10 protein-coding genes are annotated in these 15,408 nt (G+C 46.5%); all 10 read right to left on the reverse strand.

Annotation, left to right across the window (positions count from 1 at the left end):
* Positions 1-151: 151 nt before the first annotated feature.
* The 10 genes from NB504_RS06725 to tagH are packed head-to-tail and all read right to left on the reverse strand — an operon-like array spanning position 152 to position 15,407.
* Complete coding sequence (locus tag NB504_RS06725; protein ID WP_222715894.1) at positions 152-1,447, reverse strand: type VI secretion system ImpA family N-terminal domain-containing protein; 1,296 nt, start codon at positions 1,445-1,447, stop codon at positions 152-154.
* A gap of 57 nt (positions 1,448-1,504) precedes the next feature.
* Positions 1,505-5,050 carry a type VI secretion system membrane subunit TssM gene (gene tssM, locus NB504_RS06730; RefSeq protein WP_013868305.1) on the reverse strand — a complete coding sequence of 1,182 codons (3,546 nt, stop codon included), beginning with the start codon at positions 5,048-5,050 and terminating at the stop codon, positions 1,505-1,507.
* A gap of 17 nt (positions 5,051-5,067) precedes the next feature.
* On the reverse strand, positions 5,068-6,465 hold the full coding sequence (gene tssA, locus NB504_RS06735; protein ID WP_258428533.1) for a type VI secretion system protein TssA: 1,398 nt from the start codon (positions 6,463-6,465) through the stop codon (positions 5,068-5,070).
* 9 nt (positions 6,466-6,474) lie between these two features.
* The gene (gene vasI, locus NB504_RS06740; RefSeq protein WP_094123807.1) at positions 6,475-7,134 is read right to left on the reverse strand and encodes a type VI secretion system-associated protein VasI; all 660 of its coding nucleotides are present in this window, start codon (positions 7,132-7,134) and stop codon (positions 6,475-6,477) included.
* Positions 7,131-8,693 (reverse strand): sigma-54-dependent Fis family transcriptional regulator, encoded by a 1,563-nt coding sequence (locus NB504_RS06745; RefSeq protein WP_258428534.1) that lies wholly within the window; start codon positions 8,691-8,693, stop codon positions 7,131-7,133. The genes vasI and NB504_RS06745 overlap by 4 nt, the downstream gene beginning before the upstream one ends.
* Positions 8,694-8,695: 2 nt before the next feature.
* A complete protein-coding gene (tssH, locus tag NB504_RS06750; protein WP_258428535.1) occupies positions 8,696-11,314 on the reverse strand; it encodes a type VI secretion system ATPase TssH in 2,619 nt (872 codons plus the stop codon).
* 23 nt (positions 11,315-11,337) lie between these two features.
* Positions 11,338-12,111 (reverse strand): type IVB secretion system protein IcmH/DotU, encoded by a 774-nt coding sequence (gene icmH, locus NB504_RS06755; protein WP_026028435.1) that lies wholly within the window; start codon positions 12,109-12,111, stop codon positions 11,338-11,340.
* A 2-nt stretch (positions 12,112-12,113) separates the two neighbouring features.
* Positions 12,114-13,448 (reverse strand): type VI secretion system baseplate subunit TssK, encoded by a 1,335-nt coding sequence (tssK, locus tag NB504_RS06760; protein WP_017044997.1) that lies wholly within the window; start codon positions 13,446-13,448, stop codon positions 12,114-12,116.
* Between the two features lie 4 nt (positions 13,449-13,452).
* Positions 13,453-13,932 carry a type VI secretion system lipoprotein TssJ gene (gene tssJ / locus NB504_RS06765; RefSeq protein WP_258428536.1) on the reverse strand — a complete coding sequence of 160 codons (480 nt, stop codon included), beginning with the start codon at positions 13,930-13,932 and terminating at the stop codon, positions 13,453-13,455.
* 2 nt (positions 13,933-13,934) lie between these two features.
* Positions 13,935-15,407, reverse strand: coding sequence for a type VI secretion system-associated FHA domain protein TagH (gene tagH, locus NB504_RS06770; RefSeq protein ID WP_258428537.1), 1,473 nt, complete (start codon positions 15,405-15,407; stop codon positions 13,935-13,937).
* Position 15,408: the final 1 nt, after the last annotated feature.

The following is a 15,408-nucleotide window of genomic DNA, read 5'->3' on the forward strand; positions in this document are numbered from 1 at the left end:
CTTTCATCGCAAAATAACACTAGTACAGCAAGTGCAGTGCCAGATATTTTTCTTTTATATTCATGAGCTTATAAACAGCTCGATTGACAAAGGCAACAAACTGCCTGATATGAGCAAAAAGTTGCCCTTCAATAACCAATTGTTGCTCAGCTTATTGAGTCTGAGCTTCCTGATTATGTGTCACAGTCAAATGCTCAAACTGCTTGTCGAGCTCGGCCATTTTCCAGCTCAAATTATTAAGCCGCTGCTTCAGAATCATAAACTCCTGTTCAGCCTGTACAACATCACCTTTTTTGAGCAACTCTTCGACATATGCAGCTCTCCCGTAAATAGGAGACAAACTAATAGCGAACTCCTCCAACGATTTGGTTTGTCTTTGCAGTTCGGTTAATTTTCCTTTTTGCGCGAGCAGCGCGATGTTAGCCATCTTGGTTCGCGTTTCACTAAAACGCTCCATAAAGCGCTCAGTTTGTTGCAGAGCTTCACGCTTAGCATCGGCAAACGCTTGATCAACCTCCAGCACCGATTCGGTTTGGGGATAAAGTTGCAATAACGCATCCAACACTTGCTGGGCTTCAACACGAGCCGATTCAAAAGAGCGCGCCATTTTTTGCTCAATCGCCTCTCGGTACAATGGCACAATCTCATTTGACAACTGTTCAAGCTTGGCTGGCGAGTTAGCCTGTTGAAACGCATTGACCTGCTCTGGCGTATGTAAAGCAGGTAACCTTAGGTTGGTTGCATAAGACATTGAGTTGAAAAACGGCAAATAAGTGACGGCCCCATACACCATCACAACACCAAGAACACCGGATATAAAAGCGGCCACATGCGTAACACGTGAGCGCTTTTGATTACGCACCTGCTCAACCTGTTCCGTTTGAGTATGGCGCTTTAGCAGCGAATGATATTGCGTTTCTAAACGATCAATATGTTCAAAAATAGCAAAACCTACTCCTTCGAAATCAACCAAATAGTCGGGCTGTTGCAGCTCTAAAATGGCATGCATGCGCTCACAAAAGCGCTCACAACGGTATAAATCACGCAGTGCTTCATGATTCGGACGCAGATCTTTTAACTCCCGCACTACACGAGCATTAACCCAATCGAGCACTTCCTTGCGCATTTTCGCCGATTTTACGTCCGGTTTTGGCAAATTACTTAAGCAGCAGCACAGCAGTTCAACACCATTGGCGTATCCCGCTAAGCCCTGCATTTTTAAACAGGCTACGGTGTAATAACCGCACAGCAAAAGGTCAATCCCCGGGCCTTTTGCTAATGTTTCACAAGCAACTTTCACCACAGCCCAGTCTGGACCACCTGATAATGGGTTGTTACGACGATTGATCTCATCTCTCACCTTTTGGTAGGCATCAATGTGACGAACAGCGGCAGCATCATCTATCAAATGAAAACGAGCGTGGTCGATAAATACAATATTGGACATGACTACAGCGTCCTAAGTGAGTTGAGGAGCGATGACCAATCGCTCCTCACTATTATTTTAGTAAAGGGTTTTCGAGAGTTTGAATGACTTAAATAACCGCTCGGTGAATGGGTTAATATCTGCCTCTGAATTGAGTCGATAAATCATCTCACCACCGTCAACTGCAAACTTAAAGTCAACCGACGTGGAACTAGCACCCACCACATCACCTTGTTCAAGCAAGCGGAAAAATGCCCACGGGCCTTGGATATTAATACTTCGTGGCGACATATTATTTTTAGTCGGCACTAACGTTACTTTAGAGATCGCAGAATCACGCAGCGTATTTGGCCAAATCAACTCGACACTGTCTCTTGGGCCGTGACTATAAGCGAGATATTGACCATCAACATTCAGCACACTGCGGCGTTTGTTGTTGCTCAAGCGTAGTGGTTCAACCGAGAAACTAACGTCTAAGACCCCTTTGCGGTTAAAGAAAGCTTGCTGAATTTTCTTCGCCTGCTTGAGCTGTTCTAGAACGTCTTTGCGAATAATCGACTGCGCGTTATCGTCATCATTGACCGCAATATTTTCTTCCACAAACATTCTTAGCTGGTTGTTGTAGAAGTTGTCTAATGTGCCGTTGGGCGCAAAAAACGCTTCAAAGTCAGAAAGAGAACTGTCTTTGTTGGATGACTCATTAAATGGATAGCGCCCAGCCAATTTCTCTTCAAAGGTTTTGTAAACATCATCATGCCAACGAACTTCAAGGTGCTTAATCGCTTCTTGTTTGACAACATACCAACTCTCATCCGCCAGTTTAGACACCATAGTATCGAGCGGTTTAGGCAAACCTGATGCAATACGTTTCACCGTGTAAATTGGATCAGCGTTCACTAATTTTACGCGTGCTTTGGTGGCATCAAGCGCAGCCATACCAACATCTGGCGCTTCTTGAATAGATTTTAGGTAGTTTTGTAACTCTTCCACCGCCACTAACACTTCATTGATGTACGCTGGCTTATCACCGACTGGCTTGAGCATAGCGTTTAGTTCAGCAAAGGGCGCATCAATCTGCGAAGCAACTTTATATTTTGGATTTTTTAACAGCTCTTTTTGCGCGGCTTCATCTTTAGGCACACTGGCATACATTTGAGTATTGCTTTCTAAAGTGCGAAGCAAACGCTGCATCGGTTCAATGTTGCCAGTAAAGTTTTCTAATACTGACACCGCGTCATTGATGTCGCTAAAATACTTAACGCTGATTTCATTAAGAGCCGCACGCCAGGTATTGGTGTAGTCCGCCACATACAAGCTGCGGATTTTGTTACGAAGGTCATGCTTATCCGCTTCGCTAAATTGAGCCGATTTGGATTGCCCTAGTACCCAACTGTCGATCAAGGCCAGCTCAGAAACGGATTCTGATTGCGGCATGAAGTAATCTTCAAACCCTTTTTTGGTGAGCATTTGCGGAATATACAGCGAGCTGCTGTTGACCACTCGCTCTTCAAAAACCACATCAAAGACGGGGCCAATCAAGTTGCGTAAATTGATCGAGGGGCCAAGAACCGTTTGTGCATTCAACTTCAAATTACGGTAAACACGTTGATCGTTAGGCATAGAACCAAGATCAGACTGCACTTTCGCCACCACCTGATCATAAGGCTTCATCACCGACTCTGCATTGCGATCACCGCGAGCGCGATCACCCGCTAAATCCGTGTGTAACATGGCGTAGTCTAAATGCCCCAGTAGTTCTTCTTGGATCACGCGTTGCCCAGCGAACTCTTGCTGCCAGTATTTGGAGAAATAATCGAGTACATAATCCTTATAGCGGCCGCTTTTATCTACCATCATGCGATAAACACGCAGCACGGCCAGTTTCTCTTCATCTGTTTTGGCTTGGTTAAGCTGCACAACGACATCAGCCATGAGCAGAGGTAAAAAGCGGTTTTCCAATAGATTCAAATAGGTCGCTTCAACCATTGGACCAATCGTGTGGCCTTGGTACAAACCAAAATCGGAAATGTACTGTGGTTTATCACGGAAGAAGCCAAACTCCAATGTCGCCTCTCGAATTTTATTGAGCGGCACGAGAACATCTTGCTGAGAGGCTAAATAAAGATTAGAGGGGAACTCGTTTTTGTACTCGTTTACTTTCGCTAACACAGCATCAGAGTGCTTCACGTTACTAAGGTAATAACGATGCCAAGTGCCAACTAATAACACAGTTGCAATAGAGCCGGCCACTACTGACAAACCAATCAAGCGCCGTTTTTGCTTCGCAACACGAAAATTATCTGAGGCAAGCCCAGCTTCAGGATAGATGATGTTATTAAACAGTTTTTGTGTGAAATAAACCGTTGAGTTTTTGGCTTGCTGCGCTTTGTTGATGGCATGATCTAGCCCGTAACGACGTGAAGCGGCATCATCAAATGCGTTTGTGGGTACGCCCTGTTGATACACAGAAGTGAAATACGCACCACGCACCAAAGCCGACGTAGAGAACTGATCACTGGCCAATGCATCGTTGAAAAATTGTAATAAGATCTCTTTTAAACCAGAAATTTGACGCGTGAAGCTATAAATAGCATTGCGCTCTTCCAAATCCATCGGCACAGAAACGGCGTGCGGCAGTACATCATTAATGCGCTCAACAAACTGACTGTAGTCTTTTGAAAACTCGTTGAGCCAGTTATCCAAGTCATCAATAGAGTCGAGCGAAAAGGTAAAGCCCAGCACATCTTCACGCTGACTGCGCGAGTAATGTTTAAAGAAAGGTTCAAAACCGTGTAATAAATCCAATTTCGTCAATGCAATATAGACAGGTAAACGCGTGGATAACGTCTCCATCAGTTCACGTAAACGAGCACGCAATAAATTGGCGTAAGCTTTACGCTCGGTTGCAGTTGCGGTTGCTAAATGAGAAACGTCTAACGCTAAAACGATACCGTTGAGTGGACGACGGCTACGCGTTCTCTCCAACCAATTAACAAAATGAAGCCACAAACGGCGTTCCATCGCACCATCGTTATCATTGCTGTGGTTACCTTGTGTCAGTAGCTCTCCATCTGGATCGATCAATACCGATTCATCGCCAATCCACCAATCAAACGAATACGGGTTTTCACTTTTTTGACCCGAGGCTCGCATTACCGAAGAAAAAACAAAGTTTTGCCCAGAGCGGTTGATGAGGCTGGTTTTACCGGCATTTTCCAAACCGAGCACTAAATACCATGGCAACGCATAAAGATAATTACGTTTATTGAGGTTCTCTTTCATGCTGACCATCACTTGGTTCAGCTCAACCTCTTGGCGCTCTTCATAGGCTTTAATTGGATCTTGGCGAAGCTGATCTTCACGCTTTTGCTCGGCTTTAAAACCTTGCAATTTTCGCCACTGCCACACACCCCAAACGGCCAATGCACCTAAAGTGAACAAGCTACTTGCCACTGCGCGAGCGGTTATCGATTCAAGTGGCTTATTCCCCGCGATCTCTAGCCAAGGGCCTGCCCACCAAATCGCAACATTCAATAGAATGAATGTGCTAAATAGCAAAATAGGCATCGCCGCGGCAATGCCCGGTGTTAACTTTCTTGCGATCCCAACAATAAATTTCCACATGGGTTTGTGTCCTTCGTTTACTCTGACGTTGTGTATTGTTCTAATTGCTCAACTAATGAGGGTTCCCAATCGGTAACGCTCATGGTGCTAACCTGAGCATGTAACGTTTGGTACTGTTCTTTCGCCATCGCATCTAAATTATTGCTATTTAACAAATCAGCCGATAATAACCGCCAATAGAATTTATCCCTTGGCTCACTGGCGCTGACCAGACCATCGTTGAGCATAGAGAGCGCCACCGCAATGCCTCCCTCTTTCGCTAAGCTAAACGCCTCTTTGCGTTTGTCTTGCCAATCACCTGCTACTTGGCCTTGGGCGCTACTTTGCTGCTGGCTGAGTAGCCACTCTTTTACGCTCGCATTGACAAAAGGCTCGCCTCCTTTGAATTTCAACTCGAGCAGCGCAGGTAGACGTACCACAAACTGCTGGCTTTCACTCAAAATGGCTTCACTCCACGCCTTTTGGCCTAAGCTTTGCGCGATTTGATAGCTCATCATCTGCCCTTCAAACCAGTAAGGTGCCATGGTCAAACTCTGCTCTACCTTGCGCCATAAGGCTAAATCTGGGCTACGCATTTGGTCGTGATACTCTTTGATTCGTTCTTGCGCCATCGCCCGTAATAGTGTTTCACCGCTGACGTCGTGCTCAGGTAATGAGGTAATACTTGACCACACGGCAAAACGCCTGACTCGTATTGCCAAGGCAATACCGAACTCTTGTTCAGACAAAAACTCAGCTACCTTTAGTAAGGTCTGCTTAGTGGCTTTATCACTTGAACTGTCGACTGAGATGGCGCTCTGGGTGGTGGTTTTACGTTCAACCGCCGGAGTCTCTTGCACATGTTGAGTCGCTTGCTCACGTTCTGTTGCACGGCGCAGTTGGGCTTGAACTTTAGCCACTAGACTTTCAACGCTTTCAGACATCAGTCCGGCTTGAGTAGTCGCTTGCTGTAGCGCGTCGATCGCGGTGTTTAACTCATCACGATCTGGTCCATCAAATTGTGCGAAATCTAACTTGTCGATGACTAAGGCTAACCGCTGCACAATCTGGCTGAAGAATTTGCGACGTGGCAAACTGCCTCTTTTGCCTGGCGCAGGGAAGCAATCTTCCCAGTAAAGGGACATGAAATCGCTCAGCAGCTGCAGCGACGTGGTGAAACGTAGCGGTGTGACTTGGTTATGTAAACACTGCAACAAGTAGATCAATAATTTGAGATCTTTACTTTTTTCGCTGAGCAGTTTGAGCGTACTGTGTTCGACTTCATCCCATTGCACACTAGCGTGGGAGAGTGACCCCACTTTCATCATTTGATCTTCAACAAAATCAAACAGTGGATCATCAATCAGGCGCTCACCCACAGGGTTATCGGCTTGAATAGGCTGAGTAATACAGCGGCGATAATCGGTTAACTCCATTGGAACTCCTTACCAACCACAGCGTGTTTTTAGTGCCGTTAATGATTGCGAAAGCTCGCTCGCATCAAACTGCAATCCATCAACAAAAGGAGAGTTTGAACGCAGCACAAGGCGATTTTCTCGCGCCATCGCTTTCATCATCTCAATCGCTGGCATGCCTCTGCCTGAGGAAAAGAGCAAACCTAAATCGTCACTACGCCAAGATTGTGCCTGCATATTAGCAATCGACACTTGGATGCGAGGGTCATCAATCGCGCTAGGAAACGCCAATTCCACTCGACTCAAATTGTCGATACAGCTCATCAGCAGCACAGGTTTAGCGTTATCGTCAAACTTTGTATTTTGATTTAACGCAACCAAAGTAATCCACGCATTCCCTTTATCATCGTCGCCCTCAACGGTTAAGTGACTTGCTTCCCCGTCGTGATACTGGCTGATGCTATCAAAGGCACGTTGCCAAGATAGCGGCGCATTGGGCGTTGCCGCTTGAGGCATCACCACGTCAGAAGGCGTTTTAAACAGGTGGTCAAAACAGCTCAATCGCTCTAACCGAGATGTTATCGTAGTGCATTGCTCTGCTTGTGCTACAGCGTCATTTTCCGCATTTGCCATGGGAAAATACAGCGTCATAGAGAGGCAAACTGTGAGCCTAAACAACCGTTTATTCATGGTGTTTTAATCTCCAATTTTTGGCATTTATAGGCCAAGGTCCGCTTGGGTATACCGAGGCTTTGGGCCGCTTTGGCCCTATCACCAGCAAAGTATTGGAGGCGCTCACGGATAATACGAGACTCAAATTCATTCACCGCTTGTTTTAAATCATCCACCACTCGGCTGACACCGGGCTCAGCTTTAGCGACCTTATGCCCATGTCGTTCAGTCTCTGGCTGCTGATCGGCTTTAGTGTATGCTAAACGTTGTGTAAAGCAGGACTCCTCCACCTGTGTGCCATCCAGTGTTTGCGCACAACCAAATTCAATAAGGTGCTTGAGTTCACGCACGTTACCGGGAAAGTCATAACGTTTTAGGCAATCGATCGCTTTATAGTGCACACCCCGAATGTTGGTTGCATGCTGCTCATTAAAGCTGCGCACAAAATGTTGGCTAAGCCGTTCAATGTCATCCATCCTTGCCGCAAGGCGTGGCAAAGTGATCGGGTACTGAAATAAGCGGTAATAAAGATCCTGACGAAACGATTTATTACGCACTTGTTCGAGGAGATTGACATGCGTTGCTGAAACCAAACGAAAATCAGAAGATTGTTCGTTTTTACCGCCAATCGGCCGAAAAGATCGAGATTCCAACACCCGCAGTAATTTGGCTTGCAGGCTCAAGGGCATATCACCGATTTCATCCAAAAACAGGGTTCCGCCATCGGCTTGCGCAATCAACCCTTGTTTATCGCTATCCGCGCCGGAAAACGCCCCTTTGCAGTAGCCGAACAGTTCACTTTCCAATAAGTTTTCAGGGATAGCCGCGCAGTTAATAGCAACAAATGGCGCTTGTTTACGGGGCGAGAGTTGGTGCACCGCTTGCGCGACCAACTCTTTACCTGTCCCTGTTTCACCTTGCACCATCACTGAAAGCTGTGATGGCGCGGCGTTGATGATCTGCTCTCTTAATTTTTTCATCGCCAAACTGTTACCGATTAAGGTTTCAGAGAGGCTCGCAATTAATGAGCGACGAGCGTTGTCTCGCTGGACGTCAGACAAGGATTCCGATAAGTTTTGTCGATTTTTTTCTTCCCGTTGCATCTCATTAAGCAACGACCACTGATGGCAAAAAACATCCACATACTTGATAAAATCTGGCTGCTCAAATAGGCCTTCCAAGGTATGGGTTTCACCAATCAACAGCAAAATAGACTGAACTTGTGTATCCCCATTCGGTAACGGGTGTACAACCACGCTATCTAGCATGCCGACCCGGCTAGTGAGTTGACTAAACAGGCGATTAGATTGCCAAAAAACCAATTCATCAGCGGTTAAGTGCATCGATTTGGCCGATTGCAATACATGGGCAAACGGACAATCAAAATCGGTGACCGACCAGCTTAAATTCAGCGGGTTATCCTGTGGCACTAAGGTACGGCCGTCTGAACTGGGAACCAGTAACAAGCAAGTATCGAGCCTTAGCTCTCGGCGCAGCGTTTCTACAAACAATGCGGCCAATTGGCTAGGCTTTCTCGCGACAACAAGCTCGGTTGCGTAAGCTAACCAGTGACTCATGATCACTCAACCTCTCCAATAAACTCACCCTCTTCCGCCGCTAAATAGATGCGTTGCACTGGTTGTTTATCAGCCAATTTATTTAACAAAGCTAATGAAATCGGTGGTAGTAATTGACCTTCGATGATCGCTTCCAGCATACGAGCCCCATTTTCAGAGCGCGTGGCACGGCTTAAGATCTCTTCGATCAAGCTATCTTCAATCACCACGTCAGCGGCATAACGCTGTTTAAAGAGCTGCTCAAGGCGGGTTAACTTGCCACGAACAATCTGCTCTAGCACGTCTTTGCTGAGCGGTAGATACGGAATAATCTCCATACGAGCCAGTAAGGCGGGTTTGAAGAAAGCCGCAAGTTCTGGGTAAAGCTGCTCATCAAGCAACTGAGGCTGCTGCGCGTAATCGACTATGGTTTGGTAACCTAAATTCGAGGTGAGGAAGAAGACGATGTTTTGGCAGTCGATCACTCGACCTTCGCCATCGGCTAACTCACCTTTATCAAAGGCTTGGTAGAAAATATTAAGCACTTCTGGGTGCGCTTTTTCAACTTCGTCTAACAGCACCACAGAGTACGGCATTTTACGAATCGCTTCGGTAAGAATGCCACCCTCACCATAACCAACATAACCCGGAGGCGAACCAATCAGGCGTGAAACGGTATGCTTTTCTTGATATTCCGACATGTTAATAGTGGTTAAAAATTGTTTACCACCATAAAGTTGTTGCGCCAGTTGGACTACCGTTTCGGTTTTACCAACGCCACTTGGACCCACGAGTAGGAAGGAACCTTTTGGACGCCCCGGACGACGCAAATCCGCACGCGCCGTTAATAAGTTACGGTGAACACGCTCAATCGCAGTATCTTGCCCTTTGATTGCCTCACCTAAAATAGCCGTCAGGTGGGTGATTTTATGCAGCTCATCGCTGTTCATTTGGTCAACGGGCACGCCCGTCCAGTCCGCAATAACTTCCGCTATTTGCTGAGCATCGACTTGTGGATGCATGAGGCGATCATTATGAGGGATCTCTTCTAAAGCTCGATATTGCTCCTGCAATTGAACAAGTAACTCATCACGCTCAACTTGGGTCTGCTCACCATGATCCTCATCGCCATCTAAGAGCTGATCGCGTAGGGTAATAATGCGCTCAATGATCGCTTTTTGCTCTTGCCAGCTTTGAGTCAAGGCCGCTTTTTCAGCTTCATCGGCCACTTCTTGACTACATAGCTCATCCAAGCGATGCGAATCAACCACTTGACCTAAATATTGAGCACGCTCAAGCATATCAATTTCAAGTTGACGTTGATGGCAAGCGGTCTCTAGTTGCGCTAAGCGCTTCGGCGGTGTGGTGATATTAATTGCAATACGCGCGCAAGCAGTATCCAACACATCAATCGCTTTATCCGGCAGTTGTCTACCTGAAATGTAACGCGCTGAAAGCTCGGCGGCGGCTTTCAATGCATCATCAGTAATCAATACGTTATGGGCTTTTTCGTAAACACGATTCAAGCCGCGCAGAATATCTACTGCTTGGCTGATGCTCGGCTCTTCTAATTTCACTAACTGGAAACGACGAGTCAGCGCAGGATCTTTTTCAAAATACTTTTTGTACTCTTTCCATGTGGTGGCTGCGACAGTACTGAGCTCGCCTCGCGCAAGAGCTGGTTTGAGCAAGTTGGCCGCATCACTGCCACCCTCTTGGTTGCCAGAACCAATTAAAGTGTGCGCTTCATCGATAAACAAAATGATCGGTTTAGGCGAGGTTTTGATCGCGTCAATCACGCCTTTAAGACGTTTTTCAAATTCACCTTTGACTGAAGCACCCGCTTGTAACAAGCCTAGATCGAGTGAGCACAACTCTACATTTTGCAACTGTGTCGGCACATTGCCCGCAACGACGCGCAATGCAAGCCCTTCAATCATGGCGCTTTTACCGACACCAGCGTCTCCCACAACGATGGGGTTGTTTTTACGACGACGACACAAGATGTCGATCATCAAATTGAGTTCGTTTTCACGACACAATACTGGGTCCAGTTCGCCGTTACGCGCTTGCGCCGTGACATTGGTGCAGTATTTATGCAGTGGCGAAGATGACGCTGCATCCAGCGCGGCAGGAGCTTGAGAACCCGCTTTGCTTTTTTCAACCGCCGACTCGGAAGAGTCTTGCAGCAGCGTATCAAACCCTTTGTTTAGGCTCTCTTTGTTGATGTGTTCAAAAAGACGGATTAGTTTAATTGGTAGATAACGATCAGCGCGCATCAACGCGGCTAAAAACACCACACCAGAACGCAACTGGTTCTGATTCAACTCGGTAGTGGAAAGCAACCAAGCTTCCTGCAATAGCTCAACCAACAGTGGCGAGAATGCTGGATAGGTATCTAACACTTGTTCACGAGCGTAACTTGCACTGATGGCTTGTTTTACGGTTTCCACATCTAAGTTAGCGTGCTTAGCTATCACACGCACATCCGAAAGTGGGTTCTCTAACAGCACATGCAGGAAATGCTCATAGGTCACTTCTGGGTGCTGACGTTCAATACATAATGAAGCGGCTTGCTCTAGGGCTAGCTTACTCTGTTCATTGAGTTTTGAAATTAATGTGGGTAATTCAATACGGATCACTACAATCACCTAGCCTTTTATAATTAGAGTATTTGGTTCAATTGGTTTAATACGTCTGCCGATTGGCTGTGCAGTAAATAGGAATAGCCTAAAAACACACCGACCCAAATAATGACAAAACCAAGCAGTACTGACCAAACCGGTAACTGCCTGCTTAACTTATATTTTGATTTCACCACATGGTCGGTGGCGGAGGTCAGTTCCTTCGGCTCGTTTTCATCCAACGAACTGACGGTGTCATGTAAACGACTGATCACCTTTTCACGCTCGTTGTGGCCACTTTCCATCACACGGTATTTACCTTCAAAACCTAACACTAGGCATTGATAGATAAACTCTAGCAACGCGCGATAACGTTTAGGTTCACCTTCCAAGCGACTTAAGATGGTAAACACTTTTTCGCCACCCCAAGTCTCACTGTGGAAACGAGACAGCATGGAATGTTCAGCCCACACACTGGATGCACCCCACTCGGTTCCCATGACGGCTTCATCCAAAAACGCACACAGAATGTAGCGATAAGCCATCAAAATCGCATGCTCAAACCCTTGCTCGGCAAGCTCGATTTCAATCGCTTTAATCTCTTCTACCGTCTGTTTGTAGATCTGCTCAATGTTTTCGCACTCTGACAAGCTGCGTACCCGCAGCGACAAACCAAACAGAGGGGTAGCTGCATCAATCAAAACATTAGGGTTATCACCACGCAGTTGAAACCAGTAATCTTGGTCGTGGTTGATCTGCTCGACGCTGTCAAAAAGCAGACCGCTGTATTGGGTGTTTTTTTTATCAATGGCCATCATCAGCTCCTAATCGCCCAGAATTGCAGGTCAAGATCTTCAAACGCACCCGCGACATGGAAAGCAAAACCACTTGAGCGACCTAACATCGACCATGCTGAGCTGGTTTTATCCAATTGGTAATAGGTATAACCGGCGTGGTAAGGCAGCTGCCTTGGTGCCACTGGTAACGGTGTAATTGGAATGCCCGGTAATTGCAGTGAAATGAGCTCGCGGATTTTCTCCACTGACGATACTTTGGTCTGCTGAGTAAAGAGACGACGCAGTTCATCTAATGGCATGCGTGCTTTCACCGCGATGATGAATTCTGCGCTTTCAACCAGTTGAGGGTCGTGGATTGGGGCAACCATCAGGCCGTACTTACGTTTATCCAACTGAATCGAGACCGCTCTAGGCTCAAGCACGATACTTAGGCTCTGTCTTAAGTTGCGGATCAGCGGCCCAAAAGAGTGGGTCGGCATTTCATGGTTGTAGCTCGGGATGCTCGGTGGTAAACGACTTTCATCGGTAAATGTAGCCAATTCTCCACATACGCATGACAGGCACTCAAATAAACGTTCCGGGTGCAAACTGCGTAGCTCTGCCAAGTGTTGCATCTGGGGTTGTAAGCGATTCAGGGCTTGCAACAGCATAAAATCAGACACATCCGCGACCCCGCCTTGAGAGGGAGAGCTGATACGTTGAGCAATGTTTTTGGCACGTTCGCGCATTAACCCGGATATTTCGTTAATAAAACGGTGCAAAGCCGCATTGCTCGCAACATTAAGATGGCACGGAATAAAGTCCGGATCGAGTACGACACTGCCATCAGGACGTTTTTCTAAAATACGAGCGATCGCAATTGAGGCATAAGAGCTTCTGTCTTCTTTTTCAAGCATCAACTGCACACGAACAGGTGAGACATCTAGCGTCGTGGTGTCACCGCGCACGGTATGCACATCACGCACTTCTAAACGATTGCTTAAGTAACGCCCTGTTCCACGCTCTTCAGGCCAGTTAATCTCCATTAACGATTCACTGCGAAGTGGCACCGCTAAATAGACCAACTGGTTTGCAAGCGAAGCATCGGCAATCTCGAGCGCATCTGGCAACACATCTTCCTGAGGAATACGGAAAACGGTTCCATCAGGCATAATGCCTACCGCACGTTCGATCGCGATACGACCAAAAGAGAGATATTCAGGGTTAAGTGATAACTCTGATACTCCGTAAAGATAGCCACTGACTGATGAGATGCGTTCATCAATATGATATTCAAAATAGCGTTGCTGCTGCTGGAAATGCTGCGGTTTAATGAATAGACCTTCATTCCAAATGACACGATTACGCGCAAACATCTTGTTATTCCACCCTTTCCAGTTTTACATCGTAGTCTTTGAAATACATCAAAAGATGGTATTCCCTACCTTTGTTAAGCACTTTGACGGCCTTTTTCCATTCACTCAGCTCAGGTTCAGCAAAATGCGCTATGACCCCAATGTAGTTCGTGCCTTCATCAATCTCGAACGCGTTCACAAACTTAAACTGGCCTGGTGTCATTACATAATCGTAATTGGCGATAAAATTGCTGCGTAACGCTTTTTTGTAGTCTGCTTTTACTTGGTCATAATCAGCAGACATAAACATCGAATCATCTTTGAGCTCAAACACTTGAACCTCTATCGGCGACGCTTCACCCCAAATATTGGGGTTAGTACCTTCATCACTAACGAGACTGAACGTTACCTTGGTCGGCTGTGTGGCTGGCTCATACTTTTCTGATGAGCTACAGGCGGTTAATACCGTCAGTAGCATCAGCAGGACAAAAGACCGCTTGTTCACCGTTATAGCTCCAGCTGTTTTTCACGAATTTTCTTGTCGTAAGACTGCTCGAAAATTTCCCAAAACAGTTTCTCAAATCCTTTTTGGCGATTAGAAGTGAGCTCTTGGTAGTAGTGGCAATACATCTCCCACGCCCAAGCATCTGAAGAGTGATTCTGTGCATCACTATTGCGCTTGTAATGTTGGAAACGGCGCAGTAGCACTTGAGGAGAAAAGGCATTAAGAATCTGATTTAGGGCTTCGCTAGTGGCGTGCTGCATTGCTTCGTTATGGTCGCGCACATTTTTTAGGCTTTCGGCAATCGCCGCTGGGGCAGACAAGTGCACCACACTTTTATCAGCATCATACAGAGTACGAATGGTTTCTTCGTATGATAGCCCCAAGCGAAGTGGGTTATCTTCAATCGGTTGCAAGTTACGATTCATCATACCAAAACGCCCTTCACTCACTTGCTGGTGAAGCTCAAGCAAACCTTGCACACACGCTTGCAACGATTGCCCAAGCTCTTCTGAAAGCATGTGCATTTTCGCCATATCGTGGCTATTGCCAACGTCAACACCTAACCCGGTGAGCATGGGGCCGGTCAATAAGTGTGATGCATTGTTTGACGAGCTGTTGTGTTGCTCGGAGTGAGGGTGGTAGCTTCTCGCCACTTCTTCCTCAAGTAGATCTAATACTTTATCGTCCATCGCTAAGCCCTCAGGTACGTTGTAAATGCTGTTATTAATGTTCAAATGAGTCGGTGGTTGCGCAGTCTCATGGTGCTCAACAGCCGGAATAGGTGGTAAATCGGTGGAGGTTTTGCCAAAACCGAGAATTTTCTTTAATCGAATCGATGACGTCATCTCATACTCGCTGTCAGCTTGAGGCGTAAACTGCAGTTGCGACTGCTGGCTATCGTATTCTGGCACTAATGAATGTTGTGCTTGTGCGAGTGGTTTTTCCGTCTCTTCAAGCAACGACTCTTCTTGTTTAATGCCTTGCAATAAATCATCTAAAGCGGCGATAGGGTCCATTGAACTTGGCTCTGGTTCATCCTCGTCGCGGCTGATATCATCCAATGGACCATCTTTGAGTAGATCGAGCCCCTCTTTAGCAAACAGCTGATCCAAAGAGCCATTAATCAGAGAATCGTCTTCACCCACTTGACCAAAAATGACACGAATTTGGTAAGGTCCAATGGCCACCTCATCTTTATGCTCCAACTTAGCCGAAGCACCTTGCCCTAACGGCTTATGGGAACCATTAACATAGGTATTACCAACCAGATCTTGAATGCAAAACGCACCATCAATCACACGGATTGAACAGTGATGATTTTGAATTTTCCCTTTACCGTCACGAAGCTGCCAATGCGCATCACTTGCAGAGCCAATCACACCGCCTTGCACATTAAACATCGCTTGTGCAGATAATCCTGATTCCAGTAGTTGCACATTCGTCACTACCATTGAAAGCGTTTGCTTCTTCTGCATA

The organism is Vibrio sp. RM-69-4, from assembly GCF_024743775.1.
Classification (GTDB): Bacteria; Pseudomonadota; Gammaproteobacteria; order Enterobacterales; family Vibrionaceae; genus Vibrio; species Vibrio anguillarum.

Bases quoted from the DNA above. Each gene is read 5' to 3' on its own strand.
- NB504_RS06725 (WP_222715894.1), bottom strand. From the start codon at position 1,447: ATGTCCAATATTGTATTTATCGACCACGCTCGTTTTCATTTGATAGAT.
- tssM (WP_013868305.1), bottom strand. From the start codon at position 5,050: ATGTGGAAATTTATTGTTGGGATCGCAAGAAAGTTAACACCGGGCATT.
- tssA (WP_258428533.1), bottom strand. From the start codon at position 6,465: ATGGAGTTAACCGATTATCGCCGCTGTATTACTCAGCCTATTCAAGCC.
- vasI (WP_094123807.1), bottom strand. From the start codon at position 7,134: ATGAATAAACGGTTGTTTAGGCTCACAGTTTGCCTCTCTATGACGCTG.
- NB504_RS06745 (WP_258428534.1), bottom strand. From the start codon at position 8,693: ATGAGTCACTGGTTAGCTTACGCAACCGAGCTTGTTGTCGCGAGAAAG.
- icmH (WP_026028435.1), bottom strand. From the start codon at position 12,111: ATGGCCATTGATAAAAAAAACACCCAATACAGCGGTCTGCTTTTTGAC.
- tssK (WP_017044997.1), bottom strand. From the start codon at position 13,448: ATGTTTGCGCGTAATCGTGTCATTTGGAATGAAGGTCTATTCATTAAA.
- tagH (WP_258428537.1), bottom strand. From the start codon at position 15,407: ATGCAGAAGAAGCAAACGCTTTCAATGGTAGTGACGAATGTGCAACTA.